Here is a 21,630-nt window from a genome sequence, read left to right as displayed (position 1 = left end):
CGGCTCCTTCGTCTGATTATTCTTGGATAACGACCATATCGTCGCGGTGCAGCACTTCACTACCGTAGTCGTAACCGAGGACAGCGATAATATCTTTACTGTGCTTGCCGATAATTTTGGCCATGTCCTGGCTAGAGTAGCTCGCGATACCTCGCGCGACTAGCTGCCCGTCGGGTGCCGTCACTTGAACCACCTCACCACGAGCAAACTCGCCAGTCACCGCTGTGACGCCTTTGGCCAACAAGCTGCTGCCGTTTTTGATCACCGCACGTACCGCCCCATCATCAATCGTGATGGTGCCTGATGCCGCAGGGCCTGCAAGAATCCAACGTTTACGGTTTTCCAGCGCTTCATCACATGGCAAAAAGCGCGTGCCTTGCGGCGCTTCACTTAACGAATCAAAGATCACATCTGGCGCGCTACCTGCCGCGATGATGACTTCAATCCCGGCGCGGCGTGCGATATCAGCCGCTTGTAGCTTGGTCGCCATGCCGCCCGTCCCTAAGGTTGTGCCACTGCCGCCGGCGATTTTACGTAGCGTATCGTCGATGGTTTTCACTTCTTTGATCAACTCTGCTGAGGGATCTTTGCGTGGATCGGCGGTAAACAGACCTTTTTGGTCCGTCAACAGCAGCAGTTTGTCTGCGCCGCAAAGAATGCCGACCAAGGCCGATAAATTATCGTTGTCGCCCACTTTGATTTCACTGGTGGCGACGGCATCGTTCTCATTCACAATAGGAATGATGTCGTTATCAACTAACGCATTGATGGTGTCGCGCGCGTTGAGAAAACGCTCTCTGTCTTCAAGATCGGCGCGTGTGAGCAGCATTTGACCAATCTTAATGCCATAAATGCCAAACAAGGCTTCCCAGGTTTGAATCAACTGACTTTGACCAACCGCCGCCAGCAACTGCTTGCTGGCCATCGCATTGGGGAGTGCGGGGTAACCTAAGTGCTCTCGACCTGCGGCAATCGCGCCCGATGAGACCATGACCACTGAGTGGCCTTGCTTTTTAAGTTCTGCACATTGACGCGCAAGCTCAACCATATGAGCCCGATCAAGCGCCAAAGTCCCACCAGTGAGTACACTGGTCCCAAGTTTCACTACCACGGTTTTTGGTGATGCGGCAGCGGTGCGTTGCTGATTCATGACACTTCTACTTTGAATGAGAAATAAGGATGGTTAAAAAACTGACCTGTTGTTTTAGCAATCAAATCCGCTTTTCACAAGTAGAAAAGGCGCGATAACGCGCCTTTTTACTAGGATTCAATGTCAATCAATGAAATTTAGACAAATTCGACCGATTGCTGATGCATTTTTACTTCGAGTTCAAACTCCGTTGACAAGGTTTCAATCAATTTTTGATGAAACGCTTCTTGAGTTTTGGTGACATCTTCCACGGCCTTTTTCGGCAAGGGTTCGTCTCGCCATTCACCACTGACATCATAAAGACCAGTACGGTAACGCGCTTCGTAATAGCCGTCGACTAAGCTAAGCTCAAGCCACCAGCCCCAAAACTCGCGCTTTTCAGGGGATTTCTTGTCGTTGACACACACAGACAGACAATCAAATAGATACGCCCCTTCTGAGCTCTGTACTTCTCGCAGATAGGGACCAATGGCACGCAGTGTGGTTAACAAGCGAAAATGCGTTGGGGTCTTTTTCTCTCCAGTCATAGTGAATCTCCATATTCATTATTATCTGTTGGCTGGAACACGGTGTGACGGACACTTTAGATGCGGTACGTCATTACTTTAGTGTCGTCTAAAAAACCCACAATGTCATCTAATTAGCTCATCTTCTAGCCACTTGATCGCTAAATCGAGGGATTGCTCATATCCTTGTGTAATTGTCTTAGCACTGATTTGCTTCGCTTTGCCGTATTGGCTGTACAAGGCGACCAATCGGTTGTCACTAAAGGGAGAAACAGGATCTCGCTCTAGGTTCATCGCCAAAATAGGCACCTTCGTTTTACGCCCACCTAAGATACCTTGCACCTTCAACGACCATGCCATCAGTTGAATCGCTAAGCTGTTGATATCGACAATATTCTTCCCAATGCGCGATGCCAACACGTCCAGATACATCTTGGGCATCTGCTTGATTTTATCCGGAGACGATAAGATGTCATGAATCGGCGCCCCTAGCGTTACGCACGCCTTGATCTTCTCTTGCTCCATAAATGACAAACGCACCATGGCATTGCCACCAAAACGAAACCCGATCAAACCCACTCGGTGATGATCAACCCAAGGAATATCAACCAGTTGATTTAGCACGGCCTGATGTAGGCAAGAGCTATCATGCGTCAGATTCCAATGGGTATTGTGACCCATAGACGGCAAATCGATAGTGAGCATCGCGATGCCTTTTTTGGCTAGATGATCGCGAAATAGACGCCACATATCCGTTTGTAGACTATCGAGACCTGCGCTCACCATCACCACAGGTTGTGGCTCATCAGTACGAGTTAAGTGAAGGTGGGCGACGATTTTTTTATTTTGATGCGGGATCTCTAGCCGTTTGACAGTGTACTTAGTCTGTTTCGCTGCTTCCTCATAAGCATTGCCCGCCAACACTTGCGCCTGAGCGGCGAGCGTATCGTTTTTGAGGTGCGGATAACCAGCGATACTGTAACAAAGGGAGGCGTTAAAGAGCTCATCAGCCGCTTCTTCACCTTTGAGTTGTTGCGCGCGCTTTTGATGCAGCATACCCAACTTTGTCCACTCGAAGTTCCAGTTCCCGCTGTGATAGCCCATCACAGTATCTAGCCACTCATCATGGGTACGCGAGTGCTTTGAGGAGGCCATCGCCGCTAATACGCCTTCGATTTCGATAGGTTGTAGCCCTTGCCATGTCCATTGCAGGCGGCGTAAGTTGCGATACCATTTGTAGCCGTCTTCGACGCGTTTTTCATCCAGCAGCGCCTGACTTGATGGCATGTAGGCAATCAACTCCGACGTCTCTTTGGCTTTTTTATCTTTGGCAAACAGCGTCTCAGACAGGTTTTTGCTTACTTCTTCCGACATCACATTACTCGTGTATTCGTTCGATTCTTTCATAGTAATAAAAAAAATGACCCAAGAAAGGGTCATTTATCAAGATTCTTTATTGAAATCGCCAATGCATTCACCCAAGAGTGAAAAACCATTACTTTTGCTTGCGATTGATCGGTTCGATGTATTGAATCGACATATCCCATGGTTGCTCAATCCAAGTCTCTTGAGCGATATCAACCACGTAGTCATCTAAAAGTTCAGCGCCCGATGGTTTCGCGCACACGGCGATCAATTTCGCTTTCGGGTATAAGTCACGTAGTTTGCGTGCTGTGTCACCACTGTCGACCAGATCTTCAACGATAAGGTAACCTTCACCGTCACCTTCAGGTGCTTTCAATACGCTCATATCACGTTGGTGATCGTGATCGTAGCTTGAAATACAGATGGTATCCACGTAACGAATGCCGAGTTCACGCGCTAAAATAGCGCCCGGTACTAAACCGCCACGGCTTACAGCCCAAATCCCTTTCCATTGCTCGGCAGGCATCTGCTTTTCTGCAAGTTCACGACAGTACGCGTGCATCTGATCCCAAGTGATGATGAATTTTTTACTCATTGTAATAACCTAATAGTTTTGTCCAATCGGCATCCCCTGAAAAACAAGCTAAGTTGAAACAACCTACAGCTTGATGCACCAGGCCAAATAGGGGAAAAGCTACGCAAACGATTATTTTACCGGAAGCGGCGGCCAATACCAATGGCGAATTATATTCTCTATAAAACAACGCCACAGCGAGAGCGCTGTGGCGTTGTTGATTCAATGCTTGTGATTAACCAGCGAAAACGTACTTCAGCAAGAAGACTGCCGATAGTACCCAAACGCTCACAGACACGTCGCGTCCTTTACCACTCAGTAACTTAATTGCAGCGTAAGAGATAAAGCCCAGTGCAATACCTTCTGCGATTGAGTAAGTCAGTGGCATCAGCAGACAAGTCACCACAACCGGTGCCGCTTCTGTTAGATCACGCCAATCGATGCTGACCAAGCCAGACATCATTAGAATCGCTACGTAGAACAGTGCGCCAGCGGTCGCGTATGGAGGAATCATGCCAGCCAAAGGCGAGAAGAACAGTGCCAACAAGAACAGCACGCCAACAACCACCGCCGTTAAACCAGTACGACCGCCTGCCGCAACCCCTGCCGTAGACTCTACGTAAGACGTGGTGCTTGAGGTACCGAGTACCGCGCCCATTGACGTTGCGGTTGAGTCCGCCAATAGTGCTTTGTTCAAACGTGGTAGTTTACCGTCTTCTTTGATGAAGTTCGCCTTAGTTGCAACACCCACCAGCGTACCCGCCGTATCAAAGAGATCAACAAACAAGAAAGCAAAGACCACTGAGATCATGCCCACTTCAAACACGTCTGCAATGTTCATTTCCATAAAGGTCGGCGCAATGCTTGGTGGTGTCGACATCACTCCGCCCCACTGCACATCACCTACCAATAGACCAAGCGCGGTGATAATAAGGATCGCGATCATCACAGCGCCACGAACACCGCGGTACACCAAACCGATGGTCAAGAAAAAGCCCAAGGCAGCCAAGGCTGGTGCTAGGTTTGTGATGTGGCCCAAGCCGACCAAGGTCGCTGGATTATCAACGACGATGCCTGAATTTTGAAGGCCGATAAACGCAAGGAATAGACCAATACCCGCAGAGATACCCGTGCGCAGCGACAATGGGATGGAGTTGATGATCCACTCACGGATTTTGAATACCGAAAGCGCCATGAAGATCAAACCAGAGATAAACACCGCACCGAGCGCGACTTGCCATGAGTGGCCCATACCCAAAACAACGCCATAAGTGAAAAACGCGTTGAGGCCCATACCTGGCGCCAATGCAATCGGGTAGTTAGCGACAAAGCCCATGATAAAACAGCCAATCGCAGCGGCTAAACAGGTCGCAACAAAGACAGCGCCCTTGTCCATCCCTGCATCGGCCAGCATAGCTGGGTTGACAAAAATGATGTAAGCCATTGTCAGGAATGTGGTCACACCGGCAATGATCTCAGTTTTGACATTCGTGCCATTTTCACTGAGTTTGAACAGTTTTTCGAACATGATCGAATCCTAAAAGGGTAAAAAGTAAACGGTTGCGTAATCGATTGGCGGAATTATAAAGTCATCAAATAGTAAATTCCAGATAGAATTATGACTCTAATCAATATTTCGGGTTGTAAATGGGCAACCTATCGCTATAAAAGAGCCACAAACAAAACAAAAACAAATAAAATTCATAAAGATAGAAAGAAAAGACATCATCATTCAGACGGTGAACTTTTGTACCATGTTGTAAACTTTCAAATCCAGAACGGCAGTTTGTAACCTGAGTAACACGTGCTTATGTGCATAATATGCAGAGAATGGCATTAATAAGGAGAAATCGGTGAGTTGGCGGATAAAAAAACGCCACTCAAAATGAGTGGCGGTTGAATCATGTCAGCGAAAACGGCGCTGCAAATATATTCCAATATTAGGGGGTGAACATAACGTTCGAGATAAACAAGCTTTCAGTGTTAGTAACCAAAGCTAGTGGGGTAAGTAAAGCTTCCTGTATAAACAGATTTGTTTAGCCAGAACGCTGCACTTGGTAAACCTTTCATAACATCACCTTCTAAATCAATTAAACACATTACAATGATTGATTTCTCAGTTCCTTGGAGGCGATAACTCGGACTCATCCTTTGAGCGTTTTTACTTCGCTGCCGAAGTGGTTACAAATATACCTTATAGAAATTAAATTACAACACCCCGAGTGATAAAAGTCACAAAAAAGTGCAATTACTGATTCAAATCAAAACACAGCTGTAATTTAATTACATAAAAATCACTAGAATCTAAGTTAATCTGTCAGATTGATAATCATATCATTGAATATCGCGTCGATAGAGGGGTAGGCACTTTTCGCTGCAGTTTGCATCAACTCACTTGGGTATCGATCTTGAGAGTGCTATTCTGACCAACATCAAATCGGCAAGTTTGGATGTTTGTGCTACTCATCATTTGGTGCATAAGACAATATTTGCCATCTCTCATTATAAGGAGTTATCCGTGTCTGAGTTCCATTCTGAAATTAGCAGCTTGTCACCAGCGCCTTTGTGGCAGTTTTTCGACAAGATTTGCTCCATTCCTCACCCATCGAAACACGAAGAAGCCCTAGCGCAAATGATCATTGATTGGGCGACCGATCAAGGCCTAGAAGTCAAACGCGATCCAACCGGCAACGTCTTCATCAAAAAACCGGCGACCAAAGGGATGGAGAATAAAAAAGGTGTGGTTCTGCAGGCTCACATTGATATGGTGCCGCAGAAAAACGAAGACACGGATCATGATTTTACCCAAGACCCGATCCAACCTTATATTGATGGTGAGTGGGTCACCGCCAAAGGTACAACCTTGGGTGCGGACAACGGCATTGGTATGGCGTCTTGTCTCGCGGTATTGGCGTCCAATGACATTAAACACGGGCCACTAGAAGTGCTGCTGACGATTGATGAAGAAGCAGGCATGACTGGCGCATTTGGTCTTGAAGCGGGTTGGTTAGAAGGCGACATTCTGCTTAATACCGATTCTGAGCAAGAGGGTGAAGTGTACATGGGTTGTGCCGGTGGTATCGACGGTGAAATGACGTTCGAGATCCAACGCGAAGCTCTGCCCGCGGGCTATGTGACCCGACAGCTTATTCTTAAAGGCTTAAAAGGCGGACACTCAGGCTGTGATATCCACACTGGACGCGGGAATGCCAACAAACTCCTCGCTCGATTCCTAGCAGGTCACGCAAGCGAACTGGATTTGCGCCTGATTGAATTCCGTGGTGGTAGCCTGCGCAATGCAATTCCACGCGAAGCGTTTGTTACGGTCGCCGTCCCTGCTGAAAACGAAGCTAAGCTTGCCGAGCTTTATCAGTTCTACACACAACTGCTTACCAACGAGCTCGGCAAAGTGGAAACAAGCCTAGTCACGTTTAATGAAGCGAGTGACAGCCAGGAAGATGTGTTGTCTATTGCCGATCAACAACGTTTTATCGCCGCTTTGAACGCCTGTCCGAATGGCGTGATTCGTATGAGTGACGACATTGAAGGAGTGGTCGAGACCTCATTAAACGTTGGTGTCATTACCACAGAAAAATCAGCTATTCGCGTTCTCTGCTTAGTTCGTTCTTTGATTGATTCAGGTCGCCAACAAGTTGAAGGCATGCTCACCTCCGTGGCTGAGCTTGCTGGTGCTAAGATCGCTTTCTCTGGCGCCTACCCTGGCTGGAAACCGGATGCGGATTCAGAGATCATGGCCATCTTCCGCGACATGTATGAAGGCATTTACGGTCACAAGCCGAACATCATGGTGATTCACGCCGGTCTAGAGTGTGGTCTATTTAAAGAACCTTACCCCAATATGGATATGGTCTCTTTTGGTCCTACCATTAAGTTCCCTCACTCACCAGATGAGAAGGTTAAGATTGATACCGTGGCGCTCTTTTGGGAGCAAATGGTCGCCCTTCTGGAAGCGATTCCTGAGAAGGCATAGTCTTTCATCTAAACATAGTATTACTGTATTAGCCGAGCTCTTACTCGGCTTTTTTGTGGCTCAAAATCACCGCACGGCTTGGGCCACTATCGAGCGATAATATTTGTAGTGACGACAATTAATTTTTGTTAGCCAAGCCATTTACCCCACTGCTAAGGTTCGCGTCCTTACAGCGCTGAGGCGTCAATATTGCCACTTTTTCGCGCTGACTCTTTATCTTAAAAGTCACAGGTGCTCGCTCTGGCATCTGAGTTTCTATTGTTTTGTTTGCACTCATTCGGAGACCATCGCCGGATGAGTATTGCCCTATTAGGAAATCACAGCATGAAAATCGGTGTTCTGTCTCGTAACGCTAAACTTTACTCGACCAAGCGTTTAATCGAGGCAGCAAAAGAACGCGGCCACGAAGTGAAGGTTATTGACGCTCTACGTTGTTACATGAATATCAACTCAGACAAACCTGAAATTCATTTCAAAGGCGAAGAGCTGTCAGGGTTTGATGCCATCATTCCTCGTATTGGCGCCTCGGTGACGTTCTATGGCACCGCTGTGTTGCGTCAATTTGAGATGATGGGTGTTTATCCGGTCAACGAGTCCGTGGCGATCACCCGCTCTAGAGATAAGCTTCGTTCCATGCAGTTACTTTCTCGCAAAGGCATCGGTATGCCGATCACCGGTTTTGCCAGCAAACCGGATGATGTGAAAGATTTGTTGGAGATGGTCGGCGGTGCGCCTGTTGTGATCAAGCTTCTAGAAGGAACACAAGGTATTGGCGTAGTGCTTGCCGAAACACGAAAAGCAGCCGAAAGTGTGATTGAAGCATTTATGGGCTTGAAGGCCAACATCATGGTCCAAGAGTACATTAAAGAAGCCGGCGGCGCCGATATTCGCTGTTTTGTGATTGGCGACAAGGTGATCGCCGCGATGAAGCGTCAAGGGGCGGAAGGCGAATTTCGCTCTAATCTGCATCGAGGCGGCAGCGCATCACTCGTCAAAATCACGCCGCAAGAGCGCCGCACTGCGGTTGCTGCGGCCAAAATCATGGGTCTTAACGTCGCTGGCGTGGATTTGTTGCGCTCAGAACGTGGGCCACTGGTGATGGAAGTGAACTCATCTCCTGGTCTTGAAGGTATTGAAGCCGCAACAGGTAAAGACATTGCAGGGATGATCATCGACTTTATTGAAAAAAATGCGGCGATAAAAGGGACAAAAACACGAGGTCGTGGCTAGTTGAAGGGTTGAAGAGTGCCTGTCAGGCACTCTTCAAGCTTTTTAAAACGACGCCCAGATCACCGTCGCGACAAGCAGCGGGCAGACAAATTTGACATACACTGGCCATACTTTGCCAAACCACCCCAGGCTAAACTCTGGATACCCTTGCTCTAGCTCGCGAACTTTCCCTTTACGACTCCAAACCCAGCCACCAAACAGACAGAACATTAACGCCGCCATCGGCTGCAGATACTGCGTGGCGATCATCGCGACTAAGCCAAATAAGGCAGAGAAGTGATACACCACAACTACACTGACTAACGCTATCGCGCCGCCTAACCACCAACTGGTCGCCGTTCTTCCCGTACCGAAACGTTCGCCGACTAAGGCAACGGGGCACTCAAGCATCGAGATTGAGGAGGTCAGCGCGGCAATAGTCAGCAACAAGAAAAACACCACAGCAAAGAGTTGCCCAAGAAGCCCTAAGCTTTCAAACATCAACGGCAGTACCCTAAACACCAAGGTATCCGAGCTGAGTAATGAGCCATCTTCAGCGTAGATCTGAACACCTTTTTGCATCGCCACAAACATGGCAGGCAATACCACCAATCCCGCAATAAAAGCGACAGCGGTGTCAACCAAGGTGACGTTCATGGCCATCTTTGGCAGGTTCTCTTTTTTACTCAGGTAAGAGCCATAGATCAGCATGGAACATCCCCCTATGGTTAGCGAGAAGAAACCTTGCCCCATCGCTGCTAAAATCAGCTTACGATCCATGATCTTAGCGAAATCTGGCACCAAATAGTGTTTGAGACCTTCCATTGCGCCCGCTTGGGTCATGATGTAGATAAACAGCAAAGCGAAGAGCAAAAACAACGCAGGCATGAGCCGAGTCGACCATTTCTCGATGCCCTGTTTAACACCACCTTGAACAATCAAAATGGTCAGAACATAGAAGATCACAGTGCCCAATAGGTTACGCTCGATGCTAAAGCCTTTGAACCATGCACTCAGGGCGTCGAGCCCTGCCAGATCACACACCGCCGCGAACAAGAAGCAAATCAACCACCCGCCAACGATGCTGTAAAAAGCGAGCACAGCACACGGTACACTCAGACCAACCCAACCGACCATGGAGCCGATGTTTTTTGCCATAGGGTGAGAATGAAGTGAGCGCATACTATCAATGGGGTTTGCTTGACCATGACGACCAATTGCCATTTCAACCACTAGCATCGGAAAGGCGACGACAAAGATCATGATCAGATAGACCAATAGAAATGCCCCGCCACCGTTGCTTGCCGCTTGGGTTGGAAAACCCCAAATATTCCCTAACCCCACAGCCGCACCAGCCGCTGCGAGAATGAATCCTAAACGTGAACCAAAGTGCTCACGAGCTTGTACGTTGTCTGTTTGTGCCATACCACTTTGCACCATTAAACTAGTTGACTGGTACAATATAGATAAACACTGGCCATTTCAATTGCTGGACTACATTTCTCTAGCTTAGTGACATAGAAAACAAAGAAGATGCTAGTAAAGGTAATTTTACAAGCATCTTCATTATTATTAGAAAAGATAAAAAGTAGGGTTAGATGGTAAAGACCGGATAGTTTTTTAACTCTGGGATCTGTTGATGCAGCTGCTGCTCTTGCTCGACCATCTCTTCTAATGAATCACACAATGCATCGCCTTTTTTCTGCAACTGAGTTCCATGCTCATCCAACCGAGCCGCAATACGCTCTTTCAGTTCCGCCATGGTTTCCGCCATTTCGGTGAGGTTAATCCCGCCTTCGGCGGTCATCTTCGCCTGAAGCGCAGCAAAACTGCTGGTAATAAACTCTTGGTTAAATAGTGCTTTGGCTTTTTCAAAATCTTCTGCCCAAGTTTGCGCCATTTCACGAAAGCTTTGCGCCGGCAAAATAAGATCACCGTCGTTGTAATATCTCGATTCCATATCCTTATAGAAAGCGCGCAGTGATGCTTTGACCCCCTCAAAGGCGTCGGGTGTATCAAAGCTATCGGCAATATCATCAATAATATCGTCCGCTAACGCTAAGCCATCTTGGGCTAACTGCTTTGCTTTAGGTACGTAGCTATTGAGGTTTTGTTTATATTCTTCAATGGCTTTTTTCTGCTCGGCACTAAGCGGTACGCGCTCGCCGTGAATGGTCAATTCGTTATTCCCATCCACCACCGCACTGTCACCGCTGGTTTGATGGATTTCTAGCTGACGCTCATTGAGGTGAACCTCATTTTGCAGCCCAATATGGCATTGAGCCGCGAGCGTAGGTGCCGAAGCACTGAGTGCCAATGCCAATACGATTTTTCTCATCATGATTTACCTATGTCCTTTTTGCTGACGCTAGCAGGGTTTTGTCAGTGTTGTGCTGCCCCTGTGTCAACATTTAGAAGAAACTCAGCTGCTTGGTTTGCTCTTCAGGCTTCAACATCACGCTTAATCCAAGCAAGCGAATCTCACGGCCTTGCTGTCTGGTTAATATATCACTAAGCAATTGCTTAAAATACGCCAACTCCAATTGATTGTGCCCGTGCTCAATAGTGGTGAGTTGGAAATCGGCGAACTTCATTTTAATGCCCTGTTTGATGATTCCTTTATCCGGTGACGCTCTTTCTAAGCGCCGTTCCAGCTCTGGGAAGAGCCGCTCTTCAATCACTTGCCAGCATTGATCATAGCTGTGAATATTGTGACTGAACGTGCGCTCCACACCCACAGACTTTCGCTCTCGCTCTGTCACGACTTCACGTGTATCAATCCCCTGGCTCTTGTTCCACAAGGACGCCCCGAGGCGCCCAAAACGGCGCAACAGTTCACGATAATCGCTGTTCTTTATGTCCTCGCAAACATAAAAGCCCGCTTGATGCAGCTTCTCTAAACTTACCTTGCCGACTCCGGGGATTTTCTCTAGCGGCAAACTGTCCACGACGCGTTGTACATCCTGCGGTGGGATCACACACTGGCCATTCGGCTTATTGATGTCTGAGGCTACCTTGGCGAGAAACTTCACAGGCGCAATCCCGGCTGAGGCGGTCAAATTGAGCTCCTGATGGATATCCTGTCGAATCGCTTGCGCAATTAGGGTAGCGCTGCCATGGCAATGCGGGGAGTGCGTCACATCAAGGTAAGCTTCATCCAAAGAGAGAGGTTCGATGAGCGGCGTATAGCGCGCGAAAATCTCTCGGATCTGCGCTGAGACCTCTTTGTAAACTTGCATCCGACCGGGTACAACCAATAGATGCGGGCAAAGCTTCAGTGCCTGTGCGGTTGGCATTGCACTGCGAACGCCGAACTGGCGCGCTTCGTAGTTGCACGTGCTGATCACTCCACGTTGCTTTTCGCTGCCTCCGACGGCCAGAGGACGCCCACGATAAGCAGGGTGATCACGCATCTCGACCGCAGCGAAGAAGCAGTCCATATCGATGTGAATGATCTTCCTCATCGCCTTTTGAACCTAAAAACTGTATATCCAAACAGTATAATTTATCTTCCCATAACCACAAAGCCGAATTTTGGTTTGAGAATTGTTAAAAGATTCGCAAGTTAATGAGATACAGTTATTATTAACAGGTTAAATATAGATTAGGAGCACCACGTTGAATAATAAAGTGTTGGTCGTAGAGGATAGCCGCGCCTATCGCAACTATCTTACTCAACAACTTTCCTCACTCGGCTGTCACGTGATTGGTGTCGAATCGTATGCCCAAGCCAAAGAGACTTTAGAGAAACATCCGTCGTTTCGCTTCGCGGTGTTAGATTACTGTTTGCCTGATGCGCAAGATGGCGAAGTGATTGATCTGGTTCTTTCTCATGAACAGAAAGTCATCGTCCTTACCGCCACTTTTAATGAGCAAGCACGGGAACGATTTATTGCCAAAGGGGTGATGGATTACATCCTCAAAGACAGCATGGCCTCAGTGTCTTATTTGCTGCCACTCGCCAAACGCTTGCTCAACAACGAAAATCATCATGGCTTGGTGGTTGATGATTCCCCCACCGTTCGTCGCCATGTTGCGCAGCTATTGGAACATCAATACATCAAAACGACTCAAGCAGAAAATGGCCAGCAAGCGCTCGAACTGATTGCGCAGAACCCAGACATTACCTTTATCATCACCGATCATGACATGCCGGAAAAAGACGGCGTGATGATGACAAGGGAACTGCGCCAGACTTACACCAAGAATCAGCTCGCGGTACTGGGTTTATCCGGTACGGGAAGCAAAACCTTAACCGCGCAATTTCTTAAAGCTGGGGCGAATGACTTTCTGACTAAGCCCTTCAATCAAGAAGAGTTTTATTGCCGTGTTCACCAGTTGCTTGATATGAAAGAGGCTACGGATGAGCTGTATAAACTCGCCAACCAAGATGCACTAACAGGCTTATGGAATCGCCGTTTTTTGTTTGATCAAGTGTGTGATGGCTGCGAAAAACGCAACATTGCAATGCTCGATATTGATCACTTTAAGCAAGTAAATGACAACTACGGCCACGATGGCGGTGATGCGGCATTGGTTATGGTCGCCAACATCCTAAAGATCTATTTTCCGGAAGATATTGTCGCCCGATTTGGCGGAGAAGAGTTCTGTATTCAATCTTGCCAACCGTATGACGACTTTGTAAAGCGGCTGGATAGTATGCGCCGCCGAGTCGAAAAGACGCCGATTCATTACGCTGACGACACCATCAATGTCACTATCAGCATCGGCGTGTCTTGTATTGAGGCGAGCCTTGATGGCCAAATAAAAGTGGCTGACGATCGGCTCTACACCGCAAAAGCGAATGGTCGCAATCAAGTCGTCAGCCAATGACCATTGGCTCATAACCATTAGGGAATAACCGTTAGCGAATAACGGTTAGGCAATACGGTCCTTTTCCCAAGCGGCCAGCTTTTCTGCTCGCGCCGCTTCTCTTGCTTCGCGTTTTTTACGCGCATCGCAAGGCTCAGGGCAATTACACACTTTCTCAATGCCCACAGCGCCTAAACCGCCGCAACTGCCCTTCACCACTTTCTTTTGCACTATGTAGCCAATAGACATGGCTGCAATCACTGCAATGAAAACACCGAAGGTGATAATAAATGTACTCATAGTGACATGCTCTCTTGCCGTTTATTGATGTAAGTATGGCTTATAGGTGGACGAAGCGAACTCTTTAAACCCATCGTCTGTTTTTACAATCATGAGTGCCGGGATCTGGTGCACTTCTGCCACCTTCATTCCCTCTTCTTCACCTAAGACCATAAGACCCGTCGCCAGCCCATCTGCGGTCATTGACGAAGGATGTAAAACCGTCACCGACACCACTTTATGATCTATAGGTTTACCCGTTTCAGGATTGATGATGTGGGAATAGCGAACCCCATCACGCTCAAAATAGTTGCGGTAATCACCTGATGTGGCAATCGCCATATCGCCGGGTTCAATAATATCTTGAATCGCACGCTCATCGACCGAAGGTTTTTCAATCGCGATACGCCAGCCGACACCCTCACGATTTACGCCTTTGAGGCGAATCTCACCGCCCACTTCAACCATGTAATTGTCGACACCGATGGATTGGATGTAATCCGCCAGCACGTCCACTCCCCAACCTTTGGCGATGGTTGATAAGTCGACGTAAAGATTGGCAATCTCTTTGCGCAGGGTATTGCCCTCAACATGCAGATGCTCAATCCCCACTCTGGCCTGGCGCTTCGCCAGCTCTTCATCGGTGGGTACCACTTCACGGCGCGCTTCAGGTCCGAATCCCCATAAGTTGACCAAAGGCCCAACCGTCACATCCAATGCACCTAGAGTAAGACCGTTGAGGCGAATGGCTTCTTTCACAACCAACGCCGTTTGTGGCGACACGGGAAAAGGTTCCGTGCTTTCACTTTGGTTAAAACGGCTGAGCTCTGAGTCCTTACGATAGGTCGACATTTGGTCGTTGACCTCCTCAAGCAGGCGATCAACCTCTTGCTGAATGACTTCAGGTTCAGGCAGCCCTTCGGTATTGAGGTACTTGATGTTGTAAGTCGTCCCCATCGTTGGGCCGCTTAAATGTATTTGCTCAACGGGCTGTTCACACCCTGCCAGTATCAGTAGGGAAGCAAACGCAACAAGCCACTTTTTCACAAAAAACTCCTGGGTTTCGGGTTGGTTTATCCAGTCATGTATAAACGGGTCGTGTGGAATGCAAAATGGCTGACTCAAAGAGCCAGCCATCGTTTTAGAGGCGCGAACTATTAACCGCCAAAGTCATCGAGTAGGATGTTTTCATCCTCTACACCCAAGTCTTTTAGCATGCCAATAACGGCCGCATTCATCATCGGTGGACCACACATGTAGTACTCACAATCTTCTGGAGCTTCATGATCCTTCAGATAGTTTTCGTACAAGACATTGTGGATAAAGCCTGTGTAGCCATCCCAGTTGTCTTCTGGCATTGGATCGGACAATGCACAGTGCCAAACAAAGTTGTCATTCTCTTCTTGCAGCATATCGAAATCTTCCACATAGAACATTTCGCGCTTAGAACGTGCGCCGTACCAGAAAGACATCTTACGCTTAGAGTTCAAACGCTTAAGCTGATCGAAGATGTGAGAACGCATTGGCGCCATACCCGCACCACCACCGACGAAGACCATTTCCGCATCGGTATCTTTCGCGAAGAACTCACCGAATGGACCAGAGATCGTACACTTGTCGCCTTCTTTCAAAGACCAGATGTAAGAAGACATGATACCTGGTGGTACCTCAGGATTATTAGGCGGCGGCGTAGCAATACGTACGTTCAGCATAATAATCCCGTGCTCTTCTGGGTAGTTAGCCATTGAGTATGCACGGATTGTCTCTTCGTTTACCTTAGACTCGTAGCGGAATAGGTTAAACTTATCCCAATCCTCACGGTACTCTTCTGGTACATCGAAGTCAGCGTATTTCACATGGTGAGCTGGCGCTTCAATCTGAATGTAGCCACCTGCACGGAAAGGTACAGACTCGCCATCTGGGATTTGTAGCTTAAGCTCTTTAATGAATGTCGCTTTGTTATCGTTAGAGATAACGGTACATTCCCACTTTTTAACGCCGAAGATCTCTTCTGGTAACTCGATATCCATGTCGGTTTTCATCGCGACCTGACAGGCAAGACGCTCACCTTCACGAGCTTCACCTTTAGTAATATGGTCTAGCTCGGTTGGCAGGATATCACCACCACCGGATTTGATTTTAACGCGACACTGGCCACAAGAGCCACCGCCACCACAGGCAGAAGATACGAACACACCCGCGCCCGCTAGAGCGCCAAGTAGCTTACCACCTGGTTGTGTAACGATCGCCAGATTCGGGTCATCGTTCACAGAAATTGTAATGTCACCTGTTGGTACCAGCTTAGATTTAGCGAAAAGAATCACTAGTACTAGCGCCAGTACAATCAGAGTAAACATCACTACACCAAGAATAATGTCCATTGACTATTCCTTAATTGTTGCGGTTTACCCGACTTACAGTTGAACACCAGAGAAAGACATAAAGCCTAACGCCATCAGACCCACAGTAATGAAGGTGATGCCAAGACCACGTAGGCCTGGAGGAACGTCAGAATACTTCATCTTCTCACGGATACCTGCAAGAGCGACGATCGCGAGCATCCAGCCCACACCAGAACCAAAACCGTACACGACAGATTCGGCAAAGTTGTAGTCACGTTGTACCATGAAAGATACACCACCGAAGATCGCACAGTTTACGGTGATCAACGGTAGGAAGATGCCCAATGCGTTGTACAAAGGTGGGAAGAAACGGTCCAAGACCATTTCTAGGATCTGTACTAACGCTGCAATCACACCAATGAAGGTAATGAAGTTAAGGAAGCTCAAGTCAACGCCTTCGACTAGCGCGTTCTCTCGCAATACTAGGTTGTAGACTAGGTTGTTCACAGGAACCGCAATGGTCAATACCACCACAACCGCCACACCTAGACCGAATGACGTCTTCACTTTCTTGGATACCGCCAAGAAGGTACACATACCCAAGAAGAAAGAGAGCGCCATGTTCTCGATGAAAATCGATTTAACTAACAGACTAATGTAATGTTCCATGACGACCTTACTCCTTCGCTTCGACTTGTTCTGGTTTCAGGATACGAATACCCCAAATTAGGAAGCCGATCAGGAAGAACGCCGAAGGTGCTAGGAGCATCAGGCCGTTTGGCTGGTACCAACCGCCGTTGCTCACCAATGGCAAAACTTCTAGACCAAACAACTTACCGCTACCAAACAGTTCACGGAAGAAGCCAACAGTGATCAGAACGAAACCGTAACCCAAACCGTTACCGATACCGTCAATCAAAGACGGCACAGGCTCAGATTTCATTGCAAATGCTTCTGCACGGCCCATAACGATACAGTTGGTGATGATCAGACCTACGAAAACCGACAACTGTTTTGAGATGTCGTAGAGGTAGGCTTTCAACACCTGGTCAACCACGATAACCAAAGAGGCGATGATCGCCATTTGGACGATAATACGCACACTGTTAGGGATGTGGTTACGAATCAGAGATACACAGAAGTTCGACAATGCCGTAACAAAGGTTACCGCCAGTGTCATAACAAAAGCTGTCTCAAGTTTGGTCGTTACTGCAAGCGCAGAACAGACACCGAGAACCTGTAGCGCGATCGGGTTGTTGTCCAATACCGGCGCTAAGATGCTCTTTTTCACGTTTTGTGCACTAGACATTAGTTCAGACCTCCGTCACGAACTTTTGCTAGGAACGGACCGAAGCCCATATCACCTAACCAGAAGTCAAAAGTGTGTTGAACACCGTTACTTGTTAGCGTTGCACCTGAAAGGCCGTCAACACCGTGCTCAGAACCCGCTGGTGCACCACCTTTCACGACTTTAATCGCTGGCTTGTGGTTGTCGTCAAACAGTTTCTTGCCGACCCACTGTGCACGCCAAGATGGGTTTTCTACTTCACCACCAAGTCCTGGGGTTTCACCCTGCTCGTAGTAAGTAATCCCTGCCACTGTGTTGCCATCCGTTTCAACCGCGACGAACGCGTACATCATCGACCATAGACCGTTGCCGTGAACCGGAAGGATAACCTTAGAGACAGAGTCGCCATCTTTCACGAGGTAAACCACGCCTGTGTTCGCGCGACGCAAGATTTTCGCTTTGTCGTCTGCCGCGTCAAGCTTGATGGACTCCGCTGGATCTTTCGCCGCTTTACGCTGATCGAATGTCGCTGCGTTACCTTCAACGAAATCACCGGTAGTGAAGTCTACAAGACGAGGTTCAATATACTGAGCGAAGAGCTCAGGGACTTTTTGGCCCTGAGAATCGATGCCAGACACTTCGATAATCTTGCTCTGCTTGTCGAGAACCGCGTTCGCTTTCTGCTTATCACGCAGACCGACCGCTGCTGTTGAAACGATGATTGAACAAACCAGGCTCAACCCGATAACAACACCCAGCGTCTTTTTAATGCTGTCGTTATTACTTGCCATAGCGTGCTAGTCTCCGCTTGATGTTCTTTTCAACTACTACATGGTCGAACAGAGGTGCAAATAGGTTCGCGAATAGTATCGCCAGCATCATACCTTCTGGGTACGCTGGGTTGACGACACGAATCAGAACACACATCACGCCGATGAGCGCGCCGTACCACCATTTACCTTTGTTGGTAAAGGAAGCCGACACTGGGTCTGTTGCCATAAAGAACATACCGAATGCAAAACCACCTAGAACCAGGTGCCAATGCCATGGCATGTTAAACATAGGGTTGGTATCAGAGCCAATCACGTTAAATAGCGTTGCGGTTGCGATCATACCGATCATCACGCCGGCAATGATGCGCCAAGACGCAATACGCATGTAAACGATCATCGCTGCACCGATCATCAGTGCCAGTGTCGAAACTTCACCAATTGAACCTGGGATGTTACCAATAAAGGCATCCATCCAAGTGATCGGCGCGCCAGTCACGGTGTTCATCAAGGCACCATTACCACCTTGAGCCCATTGGCTCAATGCAGTCGCGCCAGAGAAACCGTCAGCCGCTGTCCATACGACGTCACCCGAGATTTGAGCTGGGTAAGCGAAGAATAGAAACGCACGACCCGCCAATGCTGGGTTGAGGAAGTTACGACCTGTGCCACCAAAAATCTCTTTTGCGACAACAACACCAAAGGTGATACCCAAAGCGGCTTGCCACAATGGAAGCGTAGGTGGAACGATGAGAGCAAACAGAATGGAGGTCACGAAAAAACCTTCGTTGACTTCATGCTTGCGCACCATACAGAACAGCACTTCCCAGAAACCACCAACGATAAAGACCGTTGCGTAGATAGGAAGGAAGTAGGTTGCGCCAAGTAGCATTTTACTACCCACGCCAGCTTCTACTCCGATGGTACCGCCAAGCATTTCTGTTAACCAGTAATGCCAATTACCCGCAACCACAGCCGCAAGTTGATCCCCTGCGTACATATGGTTAAGAGCAGCGATGGCTTGGCCGCCAGCGTTGTACATACCCCAGAACATTGCTGGGAATACCGCAAACCAAACCATGATCATGATACGTTTTAAGTCAACGTTATCACGGACATGTGAGCTTTTCTTTGTCACTAGACCTGGTGTGTAAAACAGCGTTGCCGCCGCTTCATACAAGGCAAACCACTTCTCGTGTTTGCCGCCCGGCTCGAAGTGATGCTCGATGTCTTCAAGAAACTTTTTAAGCGCCATGAAAATTACCCTTCCTTCTCGATCTTGTCTAAGCATTCACGAAGTAGCGCACCGTACTCGTATTTGCCAGGACACACAAAGGTACACAAAGCGAGATCTTCTTCATCCAACTCCAGCGCACCCAGTGCTTGAGCACTGTCGGTATCACCGGCACACAGGTCACGAAGAAGCAGCGTTGGTTCCATATCAAGCGGCATAATGCGCTCGTAGTTACCAATCGGTACCATTGAACGGTCACTACCGTTGGTCGATGTTGTCATATTGAACAACTGACCATTGAATAGATGACCTAGGAAAGAACGAGTGATAGAGAACTTGTTTTTGCCCGGCATCGCCCAGCCAAACAGTTCTTTCTCACGACCTTCGCGCAGGACAGAGACCTGCATGTGGTAACGACCTAAATACGCGTGCGGACCTGTGGCATGAACGCCAGAGAGGACAGAGCCTGAAATCACACGAACTTCACCAGGCATGAGTTCGTTGTCCGTCAAGTCGTCTAGAGACGCACCGATCGTGGTACGAATAAGACGAGGGTTATTAACCACAGGACCCGCTAGTGAAATCACGCGTTCTGTGTAGAGTTCACCCGTCAAGAAAAGCTGACCAAACGCGATCACGTCTTGGTAGTTGATGCTCCACGCCACATTTTCCGCATTCACTGGGAACAGGTAATGCATGTGAGTACCGGCGAGACCGGCTGGGTGTGGGCCATCAAACACATGTTCTTCAACGTTCGGTTGAGACGAGCGAGGAAGACTAGTGCCAGATTTACAAACGTAAACCTTGCCATCAGTGAGGGTTGAGAGAATATCAAGACCAGCAACAAAAGCTTCTTGCTGTTCATTAATAATTAACTCAGGTTGAGCTGCCAATGGATTGGTGTCCATGGCGGTAACAAAAATCGCTTTTGTCGAAGACTCGATTGCTGGAACCTTGCTGAACGGTCGAGTACGTAAAGCTGTCCAAAGACCAGATTCAACCAGTTGAGACTTCACCGCTTGTGGGTCAAGACTGGCTAGTTGAGCTGCTTCGTACTTATCGAATGTCACCTGTTGCTCACCGGATACTTCAATCACAACGGATTGGAGTACACGTTTTGCACCACGGTTCACCTCGATGACTTTACCGCTTGCTGGAGAAGTAAACTTCACACCAGGATTCTTCTTATCTTCAAAAAGAACTTGAGCTTTCTTTACTTCATCGCCTACGCGGACATGCATGGTAGGACGCATGCCGACGTACTCTTCGCCAAGCAAGGCGACTTTCTTGATGGTTTTACCATCATTAATCACCTGGGTAGGAGCACCTGCGATAGGTAGATCCAAACCCTTTTTTATTGTAATCATACGCACTTGCACTACTTTTATCGGGAAAAAGATTCTTTGATTGCGTAACTTTTAGACACGACACTTGTGTCCGGTTTTGGTGATGTTTTAAACACCAAAATCGCAACATCCTCTTAAAAATCACATCGCAGAAATGCAACGAGATTTATCAGGTGCGATAGTCTATCATCTTTTGCAAAGACGACGCCATGACCAATACAGGTATTAAAGAAGATATTTCGAACGTTTTGAGTTTAAAAGGCTAAGGAATCGTCATAACTTTGAGCCATCGCACAAAGACCCAAATATCCACAAAGACTTTCTGTCACAATCCGTCATAAGGCGAAATATTTCATTTTAATGCCTGCCGTCCATTCATATGTTTCTTTACTGTTAACAAATCGATTTAATACCCCTACCCTTTAGAGGTATTTACACTGTCACTTTATGCTTTACTACCACCCATGCACATCGGGCTATCTGGCGCACTCTGGTTCTGCGATTGCCACTCTTGCGCCGTGTATGTGTGGATGGATAATGCGTGAATATGATTGGCCAATTCATCGGACAAGGCCTGATTCACAAGACGGTGCCTCGCAATTAACCGAGCGCCATCAAAGTGTTCACTCACGACAATAACCTTAAAGTGGCTCTCTGAACCTGCGGGAACATTGTGCATGTAGCTTTCATTCACTACTTGCAGGTGGCTTGGCTGGAAAGCCTCGTGAAGTTTCGATTCTATTGTTTGCTGGAGCATGAATTCA

The 21,630-nt window shown here is 47.9% G+C and carries 21 protein-coding genes; 3 read left to right on the top strand and 18 right to left on the bottom strand.

What is annotated here, in order from left to right:
- Positions 1–16 precede the first annotated feature (16 nt).
- From proB to vcdP, 6 genes are all read right to left on the bottom strand, one after another.
- Positions 17–1,150: a glutamate 5-kinase gene (proB, locus tag AC6R03_RS01830; protein WP_500631740.1), complete on the bottom strand. Its 1,134-nt coding sequence runs from the start codon at positions 1,148–1,150 to the stop codon at positions 17–19.
- Positions 1,151–1,287: 137 nt separating this feature from the next.
- Positions 1,288–1,677 (bottom strand): sigma factor-binding protein Crl, encoded by a 390-nt coding sequence (crl, locus tag AC6R03_RS01825; RefSeq protein ID WP_500626541.1) that lies wholly within the window; start codon positions 1,675–1,677, stop codon positions 1,288–1,290.
- A gap of 105 nt (positions 1,678–1,782) precedes the next feature.
- The gene (gene frsA, locus AC6R03_RS01820; RefSeq protein ID WP_487901287.1) at positions 1,783–3,030 is read right to left on the bottom strand and encodes an esterase FrsA; all 1,248 of its coding nucleotides are present in this window, start codon (positions 3,028–3,030) and stop codon (positions 1,783–1,785) included.
- Positions 3,031–3,151: 121 nt separating this feature from the next.
- The gene (gpt, locus tag AC6R03_RS01815) at positions 3,152–3,616 is read right to left on the bottom strand and encodes a xanthine phosphoribosyltransferase (protein ID WP_334554424.1); all 465 of its coding nucleotides are present in this window, start codon (positions 3,614–3,616) and stop codon (positions 3,152–3,154) included.
- Positions 3,617–3,830: 214 nt separating this feature from the next.
- A complete protein-coding gene (locus AC6R03_RS01810; RefSeq protein ID WP_500631741.1) occupies positions 3,831–5,123 on the bottom strand; it encodes an NCS2 family permease in 1,293 nt (430 codons plus the stop codon).
- A gap of 455 nt (positions 5,124–5,578) precedes the next feature.
- Positions 5,579–5,665 (bottom strand): small protein VcdP, encoded by an 87-nt coding sequence (gene vcdP, locus AC6R03_RS01805; RefSeq protein ID WP_500626601.1) that lies wholly within the window; start codon positions 5,663–5,665, stop codon positions 5,579–5,581.
- A gap of 448 nt (positions 5,666–6,113) precedes the next feature.
- Between vcdP and AC6R03_RS01800 the strand changes: the two genes are divergently transcribed.
- Positions 6,114–7,586, top strand: a complete 1,473-nt coding sequence (locus tag AC6R03_RS01800) for an aminoacyl-histidine dipeptidase (RefSeq protein ID WP_500631743.1) — start codon at positions 6,114–6,116, stop codon at positions 7,584–7,586.
- A 324-nt stretch (positions 7,587–7,910) separates the two neighbouring features.
- The gene (rimK, locus tag AC6R03_RS01795) at positions 7,911–8,816 is read left to right on the top strand and encodes a 30S ribosomal protein S6--L-glutamate ligase (protein WP_487901292.1); all 906 of its coding nucleotides are present in this window, start codon (positions 7,911–7,913) and stop codon (positions 8,814–8,816) included.
- Between the two features lie 42 nt (positions 8,817–8,858).
- Here rimK and AC6R03_RS01790 read toward each other — a convergent pair whose 3' ends face one another.
- The 3 genes from AC6R03_RS01790 to dinB form a co-directional block, all read right to left on the bottom strand.
- On the bottom strand, positions 8,859–10,220 hold the full coding sequence (locus AC6R03_RS01790; protein ID WP_500631744.1) for a sodium-dependent transporter: 1,362 nt from the start codon (positions 10,218–10,220) through the stop codon (positions 8,859–8,861).
- A gap of 169 nt (positions 10,221–10,389) precedes the next feature.
- The gene (locus AC6R03_RS01785; protein WP_500631829.1) at positions 10,390–11,133 is read right to left on the bottom strand and encodes a DUF2884 family protein; all 744 of its coding nucleotides are present in this window, start codon (positions 11,131–11,133) and stop codon (positions 10,390–10,392) included.
- A 73-nt stretch (positions 11,134–11,206) separates the two neighbouring features.
- Positions 11,207–12,259: a DNA polymerase IV gene (dinB, locus tag AC6R03_RS01780; protein ID WP_500631745.1), complete on the bottom strand. Its 1,053-nt coding sequence runs from the start codon at positions 12,257–12,259 to the stop codon at positions 11,207–11,209.
- 154 nt (positions 12,260–12,413) lie between these two features.
- Between dinB and AC6R03_RS01775 the strand changes: the two genes are divergently transcribed.
- Positions 12,414–13,628 (top strand): GGDEF domain-containing response regulator, encoded by a 1,215-nt coding sequence (locus tag AC6R03_RS01775; RefSeq protein ID WP_487901295.1) that lies wholly within the window; start codon positions 12,414–12,416, stop codon positions 13,626–13,628.
- A 45-nt stretch (positions 13,629–13,673) separates the two neighbouring features.
- On the opposite strand, the gene nqrM is transcribed toward AC6R03_RS01775, so the two are convergent.
- The 9 genes from nqrM to bolA form a co-directional block, all read right to left on the bottom strand.
- Complete coding sequence (gene nqrM / locus AC6R03_RS01770; protein WP_334554408.1) at positions 13,674–13,907, bottom strand: (Na+)-NQR maturation NqrM; 234 nt, start codon at positions 13,905–13,907, stop codon at positions 13,674–13,676.
- Positions 13,908–13,928: 21 nt separating this feature from the next.
- The gene (locus AC6R03_RS01765) at positions 13,929–14,933 is read right to left on the bottom strand and encodes an FAD:protein FMN transferase (protein WP_500631746.1); all 1,005 of its coding nucleotides are present in this window, start codon (positions 14,931–14,933) and stop codon (positions 13,929–13,931) included.
- 110 nt (positions 14,934–15,043) lie between these two features.
- Positions 15,044–16,267, bottom strand: coding sequence for an NADH:ubiquinone reductase (Na(+)-transporting) subunit F (gene nqrF, locus AC6R03_RS01760; RefSeq protein WP_334554404.1), 1,224 nt, complete (start codon positions 16,265–16,267; stop codon positions 15,044–15,046).
- Positions 16,268–16,300: 33 nt separating this feature from the next.
- Positions 16,301–16,897 (bottom strand): NADH:ubiquinone reductase (Na(+)-transporting) subunit E, encoded by a 597-nt coding sequence (gene nqrE / locus AC6R03_RS01755; protein WP_014232790.1) that lies wholly within the window; start codon positions 16,895–16,897, stop codon positions 16,301–16,303.
- 7 nt (positions 16,898–16,904) lie between these two features.
- A complete protein-coding gene (locus tag AC6R03_RS01750; RefSeq protein ID WP_487901298.1) occupies positions 16,905–17,537 on the bottom strand; it encodes an NADH:ubiquinone reductase (Na(+)-transporting) subunit D in 633 nt (210 codons plus the stop codon).
- Positions 17,537–18,307: a Na(+)-translocating NADH-quinone reductase subunit C gene (locus tag AC6R03_RS01745; protein WP_334554398.1), complete on the bottom strand. Its 771-nt coding sequence runs from the start codon at positions 18,305–18,307 to the stop codon at positions 17,537–17,539. The genes AC6R03_RS01750 and AC6R03_RS01745 overlap by 1 nt, the downstream gene beginning before the upstream one ends.
- The gene (locus AC6R03_RS01740; protein WP_500626534.1) at positions 18,297–19,541 is read right to left on the bottom strand and encodes an NADH:ubiquinone reductase (Na(+)-transporting) subunit B; all 1,245 of its coding nucleotides are present in this window, start codon (positions 19,539–19,541) and stop codon (positions 18,297–18,299) included. Before AC6R03_RS01740 ends, AC6R03_RS01745 begins: the two co-directional genes overlap by 11 nt.
- A gap of 5 nt (positions 19,542–19,546) precedes the next feature.
- The gene (locus AC6R03_RS01735; protein WP_500631747.1) at positions 19,547–20,887 is read right to left on the bottom strand and encodes a Na(+)-translocating NADH-quinone reductase subunit A; all 1,341 of its coding nucleotides are present in this window, start codon (positions 20,885–20,887) and stop codon (positions 19,547–19,549) included.
- Positions 20,888–21,311: 424 nt separating this feature from the next.
- Complete coding sequence (bolA, locus tag AC6R03_RS01730) at positions 21,312–21,623, bottom strand: transcriptional regulator BolA (RefSeq protein WP_500631748.1); 312 nt, start codon at positions 21,621–21,623, stop codon at positions 21,312–21,314.
- Positions 21,624–21,630: the final 7 nt, after the last annotated feature.

This window comes from Vibrio sp. R10-SG-ISO4 (assembly GCF_059834135.1).
Note: the sequence above shows the minus strand (reverse complement) of the source record. Positions and strands in the feature narration are given on the sequence as shown.